At 39.3% G+C, this 18,271-nt stretch carries 17 protein-coding genes; 8 read left to right on the top strand and 9 right to left on the bottom strand.

Going from position 1 to position 18,271, the window contains the following annotated elements; all coding sequences use genetic code 11:
* Positions 1-132: 132 nt before the first annotated feature.
* On the top strand, positions 133-1,077 hold the full coding sequence (locus HW120_RS07325; RefSeq protein ID WP_177732719.1) for a S41 family peptidase: 945 nt from the start codon (positions 133-135) through the stop codon (positions 1,075-1,077).
* Between the two features lie 50 nt (positions 1,078-1,127).
* On the opposite strand, the gene HW120_RS07320 is transcribed toward HW120_RS07325, so the two are convergent.
* Positions 1,128-2,687, bottom strand: coding sequence for an NAD(P)/FAD-dependent oxidoreductase (locus tag HW120_RS07320; RefSeq protein ID WP_177732716.1), 1,560 nt, complete (start codon positions 2,685-2,687; stop codon positions 1,128-1,130).
* A gap of 130 nt (positions 2,688-2,817) precedes the next feature.
* Between HW120_RS07320 and HW120_RS07315 the strand changes: the two genes are divergently transcribed.
* Positions 2,818-3,057, top strand: a complete 240-nt coding sequence (locus HW120_RS07315; RefSeq protein WP_177732713.1) for a hypothetical protein — start codon at positions 2,818-2,820, stop codon at positions 3,055-3,057.
* Between the two features lie 34 nt (positions 3,058-3,091).
* Here the strand turns inward: HW120_RS07315 and recQ are convergent, their stop codons facing one another.
* Complete coding sequence (gene recQ / locus HW120_RS07310) at positions 3,092-5,287, bottom strand: DNA helicase RecQ (protein WP_177732710.1); 2,196 nt, start codon at positions 5,285-5,287, stop codon at positions 3,092-3,094.
* 87 nt (positions 5,288-5,374) lie between these two features.
* On the opposite strand from recQ, the gene HW120_RS07305 reads away from it, so the two are divergent.
* The 4 genes from HW120_RS07305 (at position 5,375) to lptB (ending at position 8,349) form a co-directional block, all read left to right on the top strand.
* Positions 5,375-6,340, top strand: a complete 966-nt coding sequence (locus tag HW120_RS07305) for a KpsF/GutQ family sugar-phosphate isomerase (protein WP_177732706.1) — start codon at positions 5,375-5,377, stop codon at positions 6,338-6,340.
* The gene (gene tatC, locus HW120_RS07300; RefSeq protein ID WP_177732703.1) at positions 6,340-7,155 is read left to right on the top strand and encodes a twin-arginine translocase subunit TatC; all 816 of its coding nucleotides are present in this window, start codon (positions 6,340-6,342) and stop codon (positions 7,153-7,155) included. Before HW120_RS07305 ends, tatC begins: the two co-directional genes overlap by 1 nt.
* Before the next feature lie 3 nt (positions 7,156-7,158).
* A complete protein-coding gene (locus tag HW120_RS07295) occupies positions 7,159-7,503 on the top strand; it encodes a carboxymuconolactone decarboxylase family protein (RefSeq protein WP_177732700.1) in 345 nt (114 codons plus the stop codon).
* A gap of 105 nt (positions 7,504-7,608) precedes the next feature.
* Positions 7,609-8,349 (top strand): LPS export ABC transporter ATP-binding protein, encoded by a 741-nt coding sequence (lptB, locus tag HW120_RS07290; RefSeq protein ID WP_177732698.1) that lies wholly within the window; start codon positions 7,609-7,611, stop codon positions 8,347-8,349.
* Positions 8,350-8,385: 36 nt separating this feature from the next.
* Here the strand turns inward: lptB and HW120_RS07285 are convergent, their stop codons facing one another.
* Positions 8,386-9,270, bottom strand: a complete 885-nt coding sequence (locus HW120_RS07285; RefSeq protein ID WP_177732695.1) for a glycoside hydrolase family 25 protein — start codon at positions 9,268-9,270, stop codon at positions 8,386-8,388.
* Positions 9,271-9,276: 6 nt separating this feature from the next.
* A complete protein-coding gene (locus HW120_RS07280) occupies positions 9,277-10,020 on the bottom strand; it encodes a CDP-alcohol phosphatidyltransferase family protein (protein ID WP_246297050.1) in 744 nt (247 codons plus the stop codon).
* Between the two features lie 157 nt (positions 10,021-10,177).
* Here HW120_RS07280 and HW120_RS07275 point away from each other — a divergent pair, with 157 nt between their 5' ends.
* Together HW120_RS07275 and HW120_RS07270 are read left to right on the top strand one after the other, a co-directional pair.
* A complete protein-coding gene (locus tag HW120_RS07275) occupies positions 10,178-11,248 on the top strand; it encodes a putative type IX sorting system protein PorV2 (protein WP_449404286.1) in 1,071 nt (356 codons plus the stop codon).
* 20 nt (positions 11,249-11,268) lie between these two features.
* Complete coding sequence (locus HW120_RS07270; protein ID WP_177732692.1) at positions 11,269-12,390, top strand: lipoprotein N-acyltransferase Lnb domain-containing protein; 1,122 nt, start codon at positions 11,269-11,271, stop codon at positions 12,388-12,390.
* 6 nt (positions 12,391-12,396) lie between these two features.
* Here the strand turns inward: HW120_RS07270 and HW120_RS07265 are convergent, their stop codons facing one another.
* The 5 genes from HW120_RS07265 to HW120_RS07245 form a co-directional block, all read right to left on the bottom strand.
* Positions 12,397-13,782, bottom strand: coding sequence for an exopolysaccharide biosynthesis polyprenyl glycosylphosphotransferase (locus tag HW120_RS07265; protein ID WP_177732689.1), 1,386 nt, complete (start codon positions 13,780-13,782; stop codon positions 12,397-12,399).
* A gap of 101 nt (positions 13,783-13,883) precedes the next feature.
* Entirely contained in the window at positions 13,884-14,900 is a 1,017-nt protein-coding gene (locus HW120_RS07260) for a glycosyltransferase family 4 protein (RefSeq protein WP_177732672.1), read from the bottom strand.
* Complete coding sequence (locus HW120_RS07255) at positions 14,872-16,215, bottom strand: O-antigen ligase family protein (protein WP_177732669.1); 1,344 nt, start codon at positions 16,213-16,215, stop codon at positions 14,872-14,874. The genes HW120_RS07260 and HW120_RS07255 overlap by 29 nt, the downstream gene beginning before the upstream one ends.
* The gene (locus HW120_RS07250) at positions 16,205-17,278 is read right to left on the bottom strand and encodes a glycosyltransferase family 4 protein (RefSeq protein ID WP_177732666.1); all 1,074 of its coding nucleotides are present in this window, start codon (positions 17,276-17,278) and stop codon (positions 16,205-16,207) included. The genes HW120_RS07255 and HW120_RS07250 overlap by 11 nt, the downstream gene beginning before the upstream one ends.
* The gene (locus tag HW120_RS07245; protein WP_177732664.1) at positions 17,260-18,270 is read right to left on the bottom strand and encodes a glucosamine inositolphosphorylceramide transferase family protein; all 1,011 of its coding nucleotides are present in this window, start codon (positions 18,268-18,270) and stop codon (positions 17,260-17,262) included. The genes HW120_RS07250 and HW120_RS07245 overlap by 19 nt, the downstream gene beginning before the upstream one ends.
* Position 18,271 lies beyond the last annotated feature (1 nt).

Below are 18,271 nucleotides of genomic sequence, written 5' to 3'. Positions count from 1 at the left end.
TTGCTGCTACAGATTCCATCACAACACAGCATATTCAACTGTATTAGCAGACAGGTACGTAAAATAACCGGATGTACCGGAATAATTTAGCACTGCCTGCGTTATTACAAAATACCAAAACACCAAAAGTTCATGAAAAACATACTCTGCTCCTTTTTAATACTGACATTACTTATCGGGTGCGATAAAAAAGAACCGGCAGCTTCCCCGGAAGTACAGGCCTATATTAACGAGGTCGTTACTTTATTAAAAGCAAAATCCGTTAACCGGAAAAACATTGACTGGGATAAATTCAAAGCTTCCGTTTTAAAGCATGCCGAAAAAGCCGTCAGCATACAGGATGCTTATCCGTCTGTTGAATATGCCGTTACCCAGCTGCATGACCATCACAGTTATTTTGCTGCGGCAAATAATAATGAGGACAGCGAAAAAGCGCCGCCCACTTTAACCGACGAAACCGTTCCGTCCGATATTGGCTATATCCGAATCCCTTACTGTATGGGTGATGAAGATCAGCTTGAAGCGTATCGCAACAAGGTACTGGAACAGCTGAAAGAGCGGGATAAAGCTAATTTAAAAGGCTGGATTGTTGACTTAAGAGGAAATTTCGGAGGCAATATGAGTCCGATGTTAACCGGTATTGCTCCGGTATTAGGCAACGGAATCGTTGGCTATTTCATTGATCCGGACAATAATGCAGAACCCTGGATCTGTAAAGACGGAAAAGTACTTTACGGTACAACGACAATTGAAGATATACACGAATTTTATTCCCTGAAAAAAGCAAACCCTTATGTAGCGGTATTAACCGATTCGCTAACCGCCAGCTCCGGAGAAGCAGTCGCGGTAGCCTTTAAAGGCAGACCAAAAACCAGAAGTTTTGGAACCAAAACTTTTGGTGTTTCCTCGTCAAATGAAGTGTACATTCTTTCCGATGGTGCCAGAATCAACCTTACGGTAAGCACCTTTGCCGACAGAAATAAGCAAAAATACGGCAGTTCAATAATTCCGGACCAAAAGTGCGCCCCGGAAAAAACACTGGAAGAAGCTGTAAAATGGCTTCAGAAAAACAATTAATTGCTTCAGCTCCTGATTATTTACGGAAAGTAATCAGGAGCTGATGTATGCTAATGCAAACTTTCCGCTGCTTTCTGTGCGCATTTCTCGCCGTCGATAGCAGCCGAAATAATCCCGCCGGCATAACCCGCTCCTTCACCGCAGGGATACAATCCTTTAATCTGCACATGTTCCAGCGTGTCATTGTCACGCGGAATACGAACCGGTGAGGACGTACGGCTTTCCGGTGCATGTAAAATTGCTTCGTTTGTCAGATAGCCCCGCATTGATTTTCCGAATGCGACAAAACCTTCCCGCATTGTCTGCGTTAGGAATCCCGGAAATACTTCTCCTAATTCTACCGATGTTGTTCCCGGTACGTAGGATGTTTTCGGAATGGAATCCGATATTTTATGCTGCGTAAAATCCACCATTCGCTGTGCCGGAACTTTTTGAGTACCGCCCGCCACCTGCCAGGCTTTTTGTTCAATTGCTTTTTGAAATTCCATTCCTGCCAAAGCACCGAATTTGGCAAATGGCTGAAAGTCTTCCAATTTTAATTCTACTACAATACCGGAATTTGCCGTTTCCTGATCGCGTTTGGAAGGCGACCATCCGTTTGTAACCACTTCTCCCGGACTTGTTGCACAGGGAGCGATTACACCTCCCGGACACATACAGAACGAATACATACCGCGTCCGTTAACCTGCTTCACAATAGAATAAGGTGCCGGCGGTAAAAATTCTCCTCTGAAATCGCAGGAGTACTGAATACTGTCGATTAATGTTTGCGGGTGTTCTGCCCGAACTCCTAAAGCAAACGGTTTGGCTTCTATAAAAACTTTTTTACGGTCTAACAGTTCAAAGATATCACGGGCCGAATGTCCGGTTGCCAATATTATTTTCGGAGCTAAAATCTGTGTTCCGGTATGGGTTTCCACACCATAAACCTCATTATTTTTAATCAGGATATCTTTTACCCGGGTTTCAAACAAAACCTGTCCGCCATGTTCAATAATTTTCTCGCGGATATCCTGAATGATCTGCGGCAGTTTGTTGGTTCCGATATGCGGATGTGCTTCAACCAAAATTTCCGGAGAAGCGCCATAGGCCACCAATAATTCCAGAATACGGTTTACGTCCCCTCTTTTTTTAGACCGGGTATACAGTTTCCCGTCAGAATAGGTTCCGGCACCGCCTTCTCCAAAACAATAATTCGAATCTTCATTTACAATGTGATCCCTGTTGATTGCTTTTAAGTCACGACGTCTGCCACGAACATCTTTTCCTCTTTCAATCAGGATCGGTTTTAAGCCCAACTCGATTAACTGCAAGGCTGCGAAAAGTCCGGCTGGTCCGGCTCCCACAACAATTACTTCCTGCGCATTGGTTACATTTTTATATTCCGGCAGCTGTATTTTTGTTTCACTAAAATTTTCGCCCTGAAAAAAAACAGTTACTTTTAAGTTAATCTTAATCGCTTTCTGGCGCGCATCGATGGAGCGTTTCAATACCGAAACATGTTGGATTTCCGCAACACCTGTGTGCATTAATTTCGCGATATGCTCGGTCAGTAAAGCGCTGTTTGCCGCTATTTCCGGCGTAACCTGTATTTGTAATTCTCTTGGCATTTTTATCGGGTTGATTTTAAATCAGAGTGCAAAAATAGTGATTTGCACCGGAATTGATGATCAGCCATCCATTTTTCAGGCAGCGATTTGAATTATCATTCGTAACTTTGTTCTTTAATTTCCTTTAAATATGTCAAGACAAATAAAACTCATTTGGGATTTCCGGGGTCCGGCTGCCGCAAAAACAGCCGAGCATCACGAGATCCATCTGAAAGAATATATTGCTATCGAAAAATTAGATTTAAACATTACCGGATTTGAAATCCTTAACGATATGTATGCAACAGCTTTTATGGTTGTTACCGACGATACTATGATTGCTGTCAGGGATGCCCTGAAACCGCATCGGGGAGAATTGTATTCGGAATAAAAAAAGAGGCATTATATAATGCCTCTTTTTTTATTTAGTTTGCTACCTCACTGATAAACTTAATGCGCATCAGTCGCAATTCTTCGGTATCGTAATCGCCGTCAAATTCTTTTAAGGCATCTTTAATATTATCCGATTCGGATTCCATAAAATACTCGTGGATTTCTTCCTGCTGGTCGTCATCCAGTATTTCATCTACCCAGTATTTGATATTTAATTTCGTTCCCGAATAAACAATCTGTTCCATTTCTTTAAGCAGGGTATCCATATCCAGTCCTTTTGCCGCAGCAATATCGTTTAACGACAATTTCCGGTCAATATTCTGAATAATGTACAGCTTTAAAGCCGAATTAGCCCCGGTAGATTTTACAACAAGATCATCCGGACGAACAATGTCGTTATCTTCAACATAACGGGCAATAAGTTCAACAAACTCTTTTCCGTATTTTTTAGCTTTACCTTCACCTACACCGTGGACATTTCCTAATTCTTCCAGATTAACAGGATATTTTAACGACATGTCTTCGAGTGACGGATCCTGAAAAACAACAAAAGGTGGAACCCCGATTTTCTTGGCTACTTTTTTTCGCAGGTCTTTAAGCATTGCCATCAAAGCTTCATCGGCCGTTCCGGTCGATTTTGCCGATGTAACAATTGCCTCATCCTCCGTTTCGTTATATTCATGATCTTCCGACATCATAAACGAAACCGGTTTCTGAATAAATTCCTCTCCTTTTCTGGTCAGCTTTAAAACACCGTAGGTTTCAATATCTTTCGACAGCAATCCATCAACCAATACCTGGCGGATTAAAGCCATCCAGTATTTTTCTTCAAAGTCTTTTCCTTTTCCGAAAAATTTCTGAGCATCCGTTTTGTGTGCTTTAATTGTCGCATTGATCTTACCAATCAACGTAAAGATCACTTCTTTGGATTTATACAGCTGCTTGGTATCACGAACTACTTCCAGCAAAGTAACCACCTGATCCTGCGCTTCTACTTTTTTCTTCGGATTGCGGACATTATCATCCATATCGGCCCCTTCGCCATTTACTTCATCAAATTCCTCACCGAAATAATGCAGTAAAAATTTACGACGGGACATTGATGTTTCCGCATAAGCGACTACTTCCTGCAACAGCGCGAACCCGATTTCCTGTTCGGCCACAGGTTTACCGGACATAAATTTTTCCAGTTTCTCAATGTCTTTATACGAGTAATAGGCAAGGCAGTGTCCTTCTCCTCCGTCACGTCCGGCTCTACCGGTTTCCTGGTAGTAACTTTCCAGTGACTTCGGAATATCATGGTGAATAACATAGCGCACATCCGGCTTGTCAATTCCCATTCCGAATGCGATGGTTGCGACCACCACTTCCACATCTTCCATCAGGAACATGTCCTGGTGTTTTGCTCTGGTTTTAGCATCCAATCCGGCATGGTAAGGAACGGCACTCACTCCGTTTACCTGTAGCACCTGTGCTATTTCTTCAACTTTTTTACGGCTTAAACAGTAAATTACACCGGATTTCCCTTTGTGCTGCTTGATGAAACGAATAATATCGGATTCGACATTTTTCGTTTTGGTGCGTACTTCATAGAATAAGTTCGGACGGTTAAACGATGCTTTAAAAGTATTGGCATCGGTCATGTCCAGATTCTTTAAAATATCTTCCTGTACTTTAGGCGTTGCCGTAGCAGTCAATCCGATAATCGGAATGTCACCCAATTGTTTGATGATATTTCGAAGGTTGCGGTATTCCGGACGGAAATCGTGTCCCCATTCGGAAATACAGTGTGCTTCATCGATAGCTACAAAAGAAAGCGGTACTTCACGTAAAAAGTTTACATATTCTTCTTTTGTTAAAGATTCCGGTGCGACATACAATAGTTTTGTCAGCCCGGAAGTAATGTCTTTTTTTACCTGATTAATTTCAGTTTTTGTTAATGAGGAGTTCAAAACGTGTGCAATTCCGGCTTCTGAGGATAAGCTTCGGATAGCATCAACCTGATTCTTCATTAATGCAATTAGAGGCGAAACTACAATAGCGGTTCCACCCAGTACTAATGCCGGCAGTTGGTAACATAGGGACTTCCCGCCACCGGTAGGCATAATAACAAAAGTGTTGTTACCCGTAATAATACTTCGAACAACATCTTCTTGTAAACCTTTGAATTGGTTAAAACCAAAATATTTTTTTAACTCTTTATGCAAGTCAATTTCGGTTAGTTTCATTATTTATTATACAGTATTTTACATAAATTTGCAGAATATAAAGATACAAAAATCTTTAATACATACAAATTTTATAAAACTTCTGATTTGAGTAACATTGAAAGCATTTTGGCTACTGCCAAAAAAACAATACAGTCTGAAAGTGAGAGCATTGCAAATCTTGTAAATTACCTTAACGATGATTTTGCAGCAGCCGTAAATACAATCTATCAAAGCAAAGGCCGCCTTGTTGTAACAGGGATAGGAAAAAGCGCTATTATCGCTACAAAAATCGTGGCAACGTTAAATTCTACCGGTACTCCTTCCTTATTTCTTCATGCTGCCGAAGCCATCCACGGTGACCTTGGAATGGTACAGCCTGACGATGTTATCATCTGTATTTCCAAAAGCGGCAACAGTCCCGAAATCAAGGTTCTGGTTCCACTCTTAAAACGCTTCGGAAATATCCTTATCGGAATGACTGCCAGCGAAACCTCTTTTCTGGCAAAAGAATCCCATTATGTATTAAATGCTTATGTGGAAGCAGAAGCCTGCCCGAACAACCTTGCCCCTACAAACAGTACTACGGCACAGTTGGTTTTGGGTGATGCCTTAGCTGTTTGCCTGATGGAGCTTCGCAATTTCAAAAGTGAAGATTTCGCCAAATACCATCCCGGTGGTGCTTTGGGCAAAAAATTACTATTACGCGTTCAGGACATGCTGGACAATACCCATAAACCACAAGTGAGCCCGGATGCCAGCATCAAAACGGTTATCATGGAAATTTCCGAGAAACGCCTGGGTGTTACCGCAGTGGTGGAAAATGAAAAAATCACCGGAATTATCACTGACGGGGACATCAGAAGAATGCTGAACAACCGTGATACTTTCAGTGACCTGACCGCTAAGGATATTATGACTAAAAACCCTAAAACGGTTAAACCAACCGATATGGTTGTGGATGCTTTCAACATCATGGAAAACAATTCCATTACGCAGTTAGTCGTTGCCGATGAAGGCGCCTACATTGGCATTATCCACATTCATGACATTTTAAAAGAAGGAATTATATAATGGCTAAAAAAACCATGAAAGAAATGTCGTTTCTGGACCACCTGGAAGAATTCAGATGGGTTCTGATACGAAGCACACTGGCAATTGTTATTGGCGGATGTGTCGCTTACTATTACAGTGATTTTATTTTTGATACTATAATCTTCGGACCAAAAGACGGTAACTTTGTAACCTATCGCTTCTTTTGCGAAATAGCACAGAAATATGACCTGGACAGAAGTTTCTGTATGACAGAGCTTCCTTTTGAGCTTCAGAACCGTACCATGGAAGGGCAGTTTGCCATGCTTATCTGGACTTCTATTACCGCCGGATTTATACTGGCATTCCCTTTTATCCTTTGGGAATTATGGAAATTTATAAGTCCTGCGCTGTATGAAAAAGAGAAGAAAAATGCCCGTTATTTTATCTTTATCTCTTCGTTATTGTTTTTCATGGGTGTATTGTTCGGGTATTTTATCATTACCCCGATGTCCATCAATTTCCTTTCCAATCTTACGGTCAGTAAATATGTTATCAACTCCATTGATATACAGTCGTATATCGGCCTGGTAAAATCCACTTCGTTATCAACAGGACTGGTTTTTGAATTGCCTATCGTTATTTACTTTTTATCCCGTTTGGGAATTGTATCACCGAGTTTCCTGAGAACGTACCGAAAATACGCTTACGTTATTATCCTGATCATCGCTGCAATTGTAACGCCGCCTGACGTTATCAGTCAGATTATCGTTACGATTCCACTGGTAATTCTATATGAAGTGAGTATTTTCATTTCCAAATTTGTAACCCGAAAAGAAGAACTAAAAAACACATAAGACATGGCTGATTTAGTACAGGAATTTAACGATTATCGTTCCAAGATGAATGATAAGCTTCTGAATGATAATAACAAAATCATCAAACGTATTTTCAACTTAGACACCAATGCCTATATGGAAGGCGCGCTGGATGTTAAAACCAAAGAGCTTTTAGGTTTGGTTGCTTCTGCTGTTTTACGTTGTGACGACTGTATCAAATACCATTTGGAAACATCCTATAAAAACGGCATTACCAAGGAAGAAATGATGGAAGCCATGGGAATTGCAACGCTTGTGGGCGGAACAATTGTGATTCCTCATTTGCGCAGAGCGTATGAATTCTGGGAAGCTTTAGAAAATAATTAATTGTTAATTTATACATCCGTTAATCCCTTTATTTGTTTATTTGCAGGGAGTTTCACAACAAATATGTTGCTGTATCCTTCCTCAACTTTGTAACGTTATCGAAAAATGAAATTAAGAGCTGAAAATTTAGTAAAAACCTATAAAGGAAGAAGTGTTGTAAAAGGCGTTTCCGTTGAAGTAAATCAAGGGGAAATTGTCGGGCTTTTAGGGCCGAACGGCGCCGGAAAAACTACTTCTTTTTATATGATTGTAGGCTTGGTAAAACCCAATAGCGGAAACATTTATCTGGATGACATGACCATTACCGATTTCCCGATGTACAAGCGGGCGCAAAACGGTATCGGATATCTGGCTCAGGAGGCTTCGGTTTTCAGAAAGCTAAGTATCGAAGACAACATTCTGAGTGTACTGCAGCTGACAACGTTAACCAAAAAAGAACAGGAAGCTAAAATGGAATCTTTAATTGAAGAGTTCAGCCTACAGCATATCCGCACCAACAGAGGGGATTTACTTTCCGGAGGAGAAAGACGTAGAACGGAAATTGCCCGCGCACTGGCAACCGATCCTAAATTCATTCTTCTGGATGAGCCTTTTGCCGGAGTTGACCCGGTAGCGGTGGAGGATATTCAGCGTATTGTAGCGCAGTTAAAAAATAAAAACATCGGAATCCTGATTACCGATCACAACGTTCAAGAAACCCTTGCTATTACCGACAAAACCTACCTGATGTTTGAAGGCGGTATTCTTAAAGCCGGTATTCCGGAAGAACTGGCCGAAGACGAAATGGTACGTAAAGTATATCTGGGACAAAACTTTGAGCTGAGAAAGAAAAAATTAGAATTTTAAAACATACCAAAAAGGGATACATAAAGTATCCCTTTTTTATTTCCGGAGTGTGCTATTTTTCAGATCTTTTCTATTTCCGTTAAAGACATTAATATCGACCAGTCCTTTAATACCGGGAATTTCGGCCTTTTCGGTAAACTGCCAGATCAGCCACTCGTCTTTTATATTCTCTACAAAGAAATTATAGTTTGCAATCCAGAAGGTATAGCCTTTAAATTCTTCTTTTAAGAAGTCATTATAATAGCTTTCGCCGGAATAAATTATCGGTTTTACACCATAATGTCTTTCAACTTTTTTCAACCAGCGTTTCAAACCGGTCTTCAAACTATCTACCGACTGGTTTTTAGGTAATTCTTCTATATCCAGAACCGGAGGAAAATCGCCTTTATGGAGTTTAACCGTTTTAATAAACAGTTCTGCCTGTTCTAATGAATTTTCATTTGGACGGTAATAATGATACGCCCCTCTTACGAAATCGTGGTTTTTAGCGGCTTTCCAGTTTTCATCAAATCGGGAATCAACCCGGTCATTTCCTGCCGTAGCACGGATGAATACAAAACTAAGCGGAAATTCCCCGTCTATTTTGTCAATGGCCTTCCAGTCGATTTTTTCCTGATATTCCGAAACATCAAAACCAACCAACCGGGTATCGTGGCGGCTCAATACTTCAAAAATGCGTACGTCGGCTATTTTCCGCTCTTCTGTACTTAGCTTGCCAACTGTTTTATCGGTTTTAAAGCCCAGGTAATACAAAAAGCCATTGCGATACTGATATGCCGCAGCCATAATGGTAATTACAACGGCAATAGCCGAACAGTACAGTATGATTTTCCCAACGGGAATTTTACCTTTCTGTTTTGATTTTGTTTTGTAATTCCGCGGAGTTGCCGTTTTTTTCTTTGGAGCCGGACGTCGCTTCATTGCTGTTTATGCTACTTTCTTTTCCATTTTGTTTGTAATCACAGAAAGCAATACATAAAACAGTATGATCATCGGAATTCCCAGGTATTGGAAGAATATCAGGAACAATGCCGAAATGATCATGAATAAGATCTGTGTTTTATTATTTGCCCAGTTTAAGTATTTCACTTTTAGTGAAAACAACGGAATTTCAGCATTTAAGATATAAGCACTGAAAATACTGATTCCTACCAATACATAAGGATTGCTCAATAAATTAGACAATGCCTCAAATTGGTTATCGAACAATATCATTGGCAAACTCATGATTAACAAGGCATTTGCCGGCGTTGGCAATCCGATAAAAGAATCCGTCTGACGGGTATCGATATTGAATTTTGCTAACCGGTAGCAAGATCCTAAGGTTATTAAAAATCCTAAATAGGGAACAATTCCCATATAAAAAGTTTCCTGCGTCAGGTTATAATCCGGTTGGTTTTCCTGGATATCTGCCAGCATTTTATACATTACCACACCCGGCACTACTCCGCTGGTCACCATATCGGCCAAAGAATCCAGCTGTAATCCCAGTGCACTTTGTACTTTTAGCAGACGGGCAAAAAATCCATCCCAAAAATCAAAAAATATCCCTACACAAACACACGAAAATGCTTCATTATAATTACCGTTAAAGGCATGTATTAAAGCAAAAATACCGGCAGAAAGATTTAAAAGGGTAATAACATTTGGAATGTGCTTCTTTATTGACATATACAATTACATTTTAAAGATGATCAGACGCCCTGCATGACTGGTGTCGCAAAAATCTAATTTACAAATTTTATGACAAAGGTAATACAATAAGTTAATACAAAATAGAGTTTAGTATTTGAGATTTTTATTTCATATTTGTATAAAATAAATGGCTTTGAAAAAAACCTTATTACTTTTCTTTTTTTCTTTTCATCTCCTTTCTTATAGTCAGGCCGTTAGAAAGTATTCGAATGAGTTTATGAATATTGGTGTTGACGCTGCAGCATTAGGAATGGCGAATGCCGTTGTAGGACATACGGCAGATGTTAACTCCGGCTACTGGAACCCGGCAGGTTTACTAAAAGTTGACGGCAAACAGATCAGCCTGATGCACGCGAATTATTTTGCCAACATTGCCCAATACGATTATGCCGGCTTTGCCATGAAAATTGACGAACGAAGTGCTTTGGGAGTTTCCTTAATCCGCTTTGGGGTTGATGACATTTTAAATACCACACAATTAATAGACAGCCAGGGAAATATTGACTACAATCGTATCAGCCTTTTTTCGGCTGCCGATTACGGCGTAACGTTTTCCTATGCCAGATCGCTTCCTTTAGACGGTTTTAATTATGGTGTGAATGCCAAAATTATCCGCCGTATTATTGGTGATTTTGCCAGTTCATGGGGTTTTGGATTTGATTTGGGGATTCAGTATGAAAAAAACGACTGGAAAATCGGGTTAATGGTTCGCGATATCACTACCACGTATAATGTGTGGACAATTGATGAAGACGAGTTTAACAAGATTAAAGATGCCGTACCGGGAGAAAACCAGGAACCGCCGGAAACGACCGAGATAACATTACCCAAAATGCAGCTGGGACTTTCCAAGAAATTCATCATCCGTTATGATTACAGCATTCTGGCCGCCACGCAGCTAAACATGCGTTTCGCCAGAACCAATGATATTATTTCCACAAATGCCGTGAGTATCGATCCGGCAGCCGGTTTTGAATTCGGCTATACCGATCTGGTCTTTTTACGTGCCGGTGTTGGAAATTTCCAGAATGTAAAACAGATTGACAATTCCGAAAAACTAAATTTCCAGCCTAACTTAGGGTTGGGTTTTAAATATAAAGGTATTCAGGTTGATTATGCCTTAACAGACATTGGCGACCAGAGTGCCGCACTTTATTCGAATATTTTTTCTTTAAAAGTTGATTTAGGGATTTTTAGCAGATAACTCAATACAGTAAACAACTCATGCGCTCTTTTATATTCTCCATCGTAACCGTTTTACTTCTTTTTTCACAAAAGGGTTCGGCTCAGACCAATTTACTGCTTCCGGAACAAACGGAAATCAGTTTACTAACCTGCGGTTCGGGTACGCAATTACACTCACTTTTCGGGCATACTGCTCTTCGTATTCACAATACCGTAAATGGCGTTGATGTGGTTTTTAATTATGGTGCCTTCGATTTTGGCACTCCTAATTTTTACTGGAAGTTTGTAAAAGGTGATTTGCAGTATTTTGTAGCCACCGGCTCTTATGAGGAATTTGTACAGCAATACCAATATGAGAATCGTTCCATTCATGAGCAAAAGCTTTCCCTGACGCTGGCGCAAAAGCAGCAGCTGACCGCAAATCTGATAGCCGTACTTTCGTCCGATAAAAAATATTACACCTATAAGTTCATCGATCGCAATTGTACTTCTATGGTCGAGGATCTTCTCAATGGTGTTACAGAGCACAAAATCAACACTGCCGTTCCGGATACTCAAAAGGATTACAGAACGATCTTAAACAGCTATCTTGTCAATAATTTTTATGAAAAACTGGGCATCAATCTGATTTTCGGATACAAAGTCGACAAGCAGTCGGATCAGTTATTTCTTCCTTCCGAATTAATGGAAGGCGTATCGAAAACCAAAAACTTCGGAAATCCGTTATCGCAGGAAACGACAACCGTTTTCCAGCAGGAAGCAACCGGAAGTGCCGCTTCCGTATGGAACAATATCTATACTTTTATCGCTGTAATGCTGCTTTTTGCTTACTTTTCAAACAAAAAACCGGTACTTATCTTCTATTTATTACTAATGGGCCTTTTAGGACTATTTTTTGCTTTGGTAGGGTTCTATTCTTTCCATGAAGAGTTATTGCTGAATTACAACACGCTTCTGATAAATCCTTTATTGCTTTTGGTATTGCTCTTCCAGATCAGAAAGAATACAAAATGGTTAACGATCAGTATCTATACCTGTCTGACTCTTATTGGCTGCTATACCGTTTTTATACTCAATAAAGCACATTTAACGATCATGCTGCCTATAATACTGACAACATCTTTTATTTTGATCCGGTTACTGAGAAAAGAGGTTAAATAAAACTGCTTATTGCCCTCTGTAGAACAACACCGTGCTCAATGTTTTGATCACGATATTGACGTCTAAAAAGATACTTCTGTGTTTGATGTAGTATAAGTCATACTGGAGTTTTACCAGACTGTCTTCAAGGCTTTCCCCATAGGAATAATTTACCTGTGCCCAACCGGTTAGTCCCGGTTTGATAACATGTCTTGTTTCATAAAAAGGCATGGTTTCTGAAATTTTCTTTACAAAAACCGGCCGCTCCGGTCTGGGACCGATTACCGCCATATCGCCTTTAAGGATATTGATAAACTGGGGAAATTCGTCAATACGGGATCTTCTTAAAAACTTCCCGAAAGGAGTAATCCGAACATCATTTGCCTTTGCAAAAACAGCTCCGTTTGATTCTGCATTCTGAATCATGGATCGGAATTTATAAATCAGGAAAGGAACCCCGTTTTTACCGACTCTTTCCTGCGTATAGAAAAGCGGTCCTCTGTTACCAATACTGTTTCCGATATAGACTATCGGGATTAATACAATCCCAAATATTATACCGATCAGCGAGAACAGTATTTCAAATATCCTTACTATATATAAGTATAGTTTATTCTGATTGCTGCGGCTAAAAGGGAAAAACTTATAAAAGTCCTTAGTGTCCTGAAGTATTGGCAAGCGCTGGGTGGAGTGTTCGTAAACCTGTGTATATTCTCTTATGGTCACTCCTTTTTCCAGCAGGTACAAAAGTTCCTGATACAAATCCGGGGCAATGGTTTCTGTCTCTCTGAAACCGATAACCACTTCGGCAACGGAATGCCTGTTTACAAAATTTTCCAGTTCGGGTAACGCGACTTCTTTATAGAAAACAGATTGTTTCTCACCGGAAACATCAGTAGGCACATAGCCTATTATCTGATAGTGCGGATCGGCTTTTCCCAGTTCCTGTGCTAGTTGTTCTATTTCATCACGGTTGCAGACAAATATTACATTCTTAACAAAGCGGTGTGAAGCGAGAAAGTGCAGGTAGAAAAAACGCCAGGCAAAAAGGCTGATCAGTACTGCCAGAAAGAAGTATACAATCTGCAAACGGTTAGACGGGAGAATGGGAGTAAAAATGGGCGTTAGCAGGTAAAAAAAGACGGTTACAAAGGTTGTCAGAATGATACTCTTTACCACCTGATACTGGTTACTTGCCACCTGTAAATTATACATTTCGAAAATTGTTCCGAAAAGGTTAATGTATATTGCCAGGAAAAGCATCGAACCTACCGATGGCCTTTCGAAAGAGAAATAATGGAATTCGAAAAAATACTCTGAAAGATATAGTGCCAGTAAAACAGCAACAACATCTATTAAACGCAGTAATACCTTACGCTCCGAAATTTCGAAATGTATTTTCTTTGCATTCATTCCTGTGTGTCCCTAAATAAACAGATTTTACTTAATTAAAAGTATTATCAGCCGATTTTTATATTTAATCCTAAATAAAACTAAGCAAACTTACGATAATATTAATGATTATTAAGCAAGTTATCCCATTGCTTTTTCACTTCTGTCCAATCAAATGCTATTATTTTCCGGTAGGCATTTTTAGTTTGCTCCCGGGCAAAATCAGGATTTTCGATCAGCTTAACAATTGCTTCGGTCATTTCCGTTACTGCATTATCGCCAACCAACTGAGCATCAATATCATGAGTTAACAAATATGGTATCCCCCCAACATTCGTTGCAACAACCGGCATTCCTAAAGCCATTGCTTCCAGAACGCTAACCGGTGTGTTATCAAAATGTGTTGTTGAAATAAAAATATCAAAGTCCGGTGCCAAACCGGTCCATTCTTTTTTAGTAAGCCTACCGGTAAACTGAACCGTTACTTTTTTTGCTTCCGCATATTGCTTTGTTGCTGCTAAACTTCCGTCTTTTTCCGGCCCAACCATACAAAGCGATACTTCCGGATATTTTTTTTGCAGTTCACTAAGGACGGCTACAGCCATTTTAGGGTTATAGATATCCGCAAAAGCTCTTACCCAAAGCAACCTTGGTTTCAAACCGATTCGTTCTTTAAAGTCATACTCCTTAAGTTCGATAACGTTAGGGATATAGCTTACATTGGGAACTTTAAAATCTTCAAATATTTGCTTTAAATATAGCGATGGTGCTACGTTTCTATAGGCATTATTGAAGATCATCCTGCACCACCGGGGACTTTTACTGAGTCTTTCCGGCAGATTGCCGCCATGCAGAAACGGTATGTACCGGCATTTTAAAATTCTGCAGCACTGGCTCACCAGAAAAGCATACCAGAAGTTAGCAGTGCTATAGGTATCGATAATTACAAAATCGGTTGTTTTAGCATGCCTGAATAAGGTTGCCAGCATGTCCAGAATGCGCACTACTTTATTGTTTCGGGAGGAAGCACTCACAACATGATAGCCTTCATTAGCAAAAAGTACCGAAAGGGTATCTACCGTTGTCGGATTATGTCCGTGAACCGCCAGTTTATTCCCTATGTACAACAGTTTTTTCATCCGGATAGACTTTTAATAACGTTAGTGCATAGACAAAAGCCGGTGCTGCCATTCGCATGGCCGCATGGTTAATGGTGAGCAGCCAGAAAGCGAAAAAGGACAACAACAGGAAGTGGTGTTTATTGTCAAGATACAGCGTTAGAGGTGTTATAAAGAGTATTAGTAAACCAATAACTCCCAATAGTCCGTGTTCGGCAAGCATTCTTGTTATTTCGTTGTGTGTTGCTAATTCGACCCCTGTTAACTCCTGTCTGTATTCTTTGTTTTTCCCGACACCTATCCCTAAGAAAGGATGGTCAACAAACATTTGAATCTCTGTTTTAATAAGGTCTTCTCTTCCCGACAGTTTACTTTGTTTTTGTCTTCCTAAAGCATCTTCATTAGCATATCGCTTATCAATTAGACCACTGGTCTGATAGGAGCTATAAGTCCAGACACCCAGCGTTGCCACTAATGAAAAAATAAAGATGACACTCATTTTACTTTTTCCATTTTTATTGAGCATAAAATAAACGATGATAATGAGTAAAAGAATCATCGCACAACCTGTAAACATCCCGCCTCTTGAAAACGTCACGATCCCGCGATAGGCTGCTAACAACGTTAATGAGATATTGATAATCTGAATTTTTCTGGTAGGAGAATTCAGTAAAAATTGTGTAAAAAACAGAAAAGTACCTAATCCTAAAATTGTGGATACCTGATTAGGTCCAAATCCACCTGAGGTTTCAAAGTTAGACTGGGTTCCGGTTACCACATCCCGTATACTAGGCGTATATAAAAAAAGATAGGTTATTACTGTTACTATAGGCAATGAAAAAGCCGGCAGCAAATTCAGCAGTTGTTGCTTTGTTATTTGCCTTCTATAGCAATATACCGAAGCAACACCCAGACATACCGGTCCCGAAATATTAAAGGCTATTGCTTTTCTCAGATTTGCTTCATAAGAAAGGGTGACGGTAGAAACGACAATTCCGGGTATCAGTAATACTATGAAAAGCCAGTAAATAATCGCATTTTTGGAAAAACCGCTATACACCATGCCGATTAACATGTATATCATTACACTGTATTTCCCGTATTCATTAAAAATCATTCCTCCGGTCATTCTCAAAAAAACCTCAACACCAACAATATATGCCGCCAAATAAAGTGCTTCATTATTTTTGTTCCTGGTTTTTATCAATATTAAAACGGAGCATACAAAAATTAAAATTGTCAGTATTTTCGCCAGGAATGGAAGAAAATAAACAATACCTCCAATACCTATATGGATCAATACCAGTTTGAGATAGTTATTGTTATTAATTGTCATGCCTGATAAATTTTAAATATTTTTCCACAACTACCTTTTTAGAATAGTTCAAATGGATTTCCTGTTTCAAGTTGGTTCCAATTATTTTTCTTCGCTCTTCATCCTGAATGATCTTTGTCAGCTCTTTTTCAAAGGAAACTGCATCTTCTGAGTTTATCAAAATACCGTTATTCTCTTTGATTATTTTTGGAATCTCGCCTACAGCAGTTACAACTACCGGTAACCCTAAGTAACCATATTCCAAAAGTGAGACTGGCAGTCCTTCAGAAAGAGATGTCAAAACACCTATTGTCGATTGGTTTATAACCGACTCAATTGCATTTACGGAACCATAAGTATAAACATTTTGCTGTAAATTATTTGAAATAATTTTATCGTTAATAGCTGCCGAATATTCATCATGGAAATCTTTTCCTACCAGATGAAAAGTCCAATCGGGGAAAGAAATTACAATTTTTCTGGCGACTTCAAGTAACATTAAATGATTTTTTTGTTTCCGGAAATTTGCCAGACAAAGAATTCTTTTACCGCTTATTCCATACAGGTTTATTTTTTCCGGACTCTTATTGATAGCAACAAAATTGGGCAGGTACAATACTTTATTACAGTATAGGTTTACTTTTGCCCATTTCTCTAAAATTTCATTAACGGCAATTATCCTATAGAAAAAAAGTGAGGCTATTTTTAGGGTGTTTATATTTTCCCTCTTGTGTAAAAATTCACTATTCCCAAAATGGTCATGCCAAATAATTTTGAGTGACGGATAAACACATTTGAGCAGAAACGCCAAAAAGAAGGAACTACTATGTGCCTGAACAAACGTTATCTTATTTTCCTTGACAAATTTCCGCAAGCGGAAAAGTGCCTTAATATCTAATACTGATTTCCTGTTTAGAGCGAGGTACTTTACTGCTACTGCTAACTCTTTTTTTAGTTCTCCTTCTTTACGGGTTGTAACCAAAGCCGAAAAAGAGTTAATATCCAAAAGTGCATTAGCATAGCTAACCGCCATTTTTTCTGCTCCTCCGGGTTCTAAACTATCTATTAATTGAAGTATTCGCATTGTTGCTGGTAAAACCAATTTTTTAAATCAATATAGTTCCACTTAATCGGCCCTCTGAAATTCAAATCTTTAACATCGCTTTCCAATCTGTTTCCATCGTAAACGAAATAATATTTCCCGTCTACTTTCTGGATATCCAGCTGGTGCATCCCGGCATTAAATTCTTTTATTGTTTCATTTCGTTTCAGAAAAAAGGGAAGTTCTCTTTTAACAGTGTAGTTATCTCCTTTAAAATTGAAACGATAGATGGACAATCCGTATCCGTAACCCTGTGTAGAATTCTGAACCGGTAACAATAGTCCTTTTTCATCAGCAAAAAAGCGTCCTCCTGCTCTGGCTTCGGTTCCCATCATCACTTTTGCTTTCTTATGAGCTCTCCATTTCCCGTGTAAAGAATCTGCTTCAAACATATACATATTGAGGTGATCATCTGAGGCAACCATGACATTTAATGTATCCGACAAATAAATTGTAGGATCCTTCAATTCCCTGTTTTTAATTAATGTGTCACAAACTTTCCATCCGTAAGGAAAATTTGCTGCTTTGTATAACAATACATGCCCCGATCTTTTGGCTTCGGGCAGCATATAATAATCGTTTTTATATTTAAAAACCTGAGGATAGGACAAATGGAATTTCTCTTTTAACACTGTTCCTTTATATTGATAATTAACCCCGTCAACGGAGGTCAGCAGGGCGATATCTGCATTGGGAGCGTATTTTTTATGCTCAAAAAACAGATAAAAGGTGTCTTTTTCTTTTATAAAAAACGGATCAGCAAGGAAAGCGGTGCTGTCATTGTGCTGTTTTAATTTTTCTAAAGGATACAGGATATTTTTTTCGAACAGCATCTTATCGGGAAATTTTTCAGACAGCCCAAAACCAATAGACCAGGGTCCGCTTTGAGGTTGTAAAAAAGGTGTTCTGTAATTAATTACAATAGCTAAAAGTCCAATGCTAACAATACTAAATAAAATCACTTTTTTTTTCATC

It is taken from the genome of Flavobacterium inviolabile (assembly GCF_013389455.1).
Lineage (GTDB): Bacteria > Bacteroidota > Bacteroidia > Flavobacteriales > Flavobacteriaceae > Flavobacterium > Flavobacterium inviolabile.
This window is presented reverse-complemented; position numbering and strand designations above follow the sequence as displayed.

Excerpts from the sequence above, each read along its gene's own strand:
- HW120_RS07265 (WP_177732689.1), bottom strand. The coding sequence starts at position 13,782 with ATGAATGCAAAGAAAATACATTTCGAAATTTCGGAGCGTAAGGTATTA.
- HW120_RS07280 (WP_246297050.1), bottom strand. The coding sequence starts at position 10,020 with ATGTCAATAAAGAAGCACATTCCAAATGTTATTACCCTTTTAAATCTT.
- HW120_RS07285 (WP_177732695.1), bottom strand. The coding sequence starts at position 9,270 with ATGAAGCGACGTCCGGCTCCAAAGAAAAAAACGGCAACTCCGCGGAAT.
- HW120_RS07245 (WP_177732664.1), bottom strand. The coding sequence starts at position 18,270 with ATGAAAAAAAAAGTGATTTTATTTAGTATTGTTAGCATTGGACTTTTA.
- tatC (WP_177732703.1), top strand. The coding sequence starts at position 6,340 with ATGGCTAAAAAAACCATGAAAGAAATGTCGTTTCTGGACCACCTGGAA.
- HW120_RS07325 (WP_177732719.1), top strand. The coding sequence starts at position 133 with ATGAAAAACATACTCTGCTCCTTTTTAATACTGACATTACTTATCGGG.
- HW120_RS07260 (WP_177732672.1), bottom strand. The coding sequence starts at position 14,900 with ATGAAAAAACTGTTGTACATAGGGAATAAACTGGCGGTTCACGGACAT.
- HW120_RS07250 (WP_177732666.1), bottom strand. The coding sequence starts at position 17,278 with ATGCGAATACTTCAATTAATAGATAGTTTAGAACCCGGAGGAGCAGAA.
- HW120_RS07255 (WP_177732669.1), bottom strand. The coding sequence starts at position 16,215 with ATGACAATTAATAACAATAACTATCTCAAACTGGTATTGATCCATATA.
- HW120_RS07270 (WP_177732692.1), top strand. The coding sequence starts at position 11,269 with ATGCGCTCTTTTATATTCTCCATCGTAACCGTTTTACTTCTTTTTTCA.
- HW120_RS07295 (WP_177732700.1), top strand. The coding sequence starts at position 7,159 with ATGGCTGATTTAGTACAGGAATTTAACGATTATCGTTCCAAGATGAAT.
- HW120_RS07320 (WP_177732716.1), bottom strand. The coding sequence starts at position 2,687 with ATGCCAAGAGAATTACAAATACAGGTTACGCCGGAAATAGCGGCAAAC.
- lptB (WP_177732698.1), top strand. The coding sequence starts at position 7,609 with ATGAAATTAAGAGCTGAAAATTTAGTAAAAACCTATAAAGGAAGAAGT.
- HW120_RS07315 (WP_177732713.1), top strand. The coding sequence starts at position 2,818 with ATGTCAAGACAAATAAAACTCATTTGGGATTTCCGGGGTCCGGCTGCC.
- recQ (WP_177732710.1), bottom strand. The coding sequence starts at position 5,287 with ATGAAACTAACCGAAATTGACTTGCATAAAGAGTTAAAAAAATATTTT.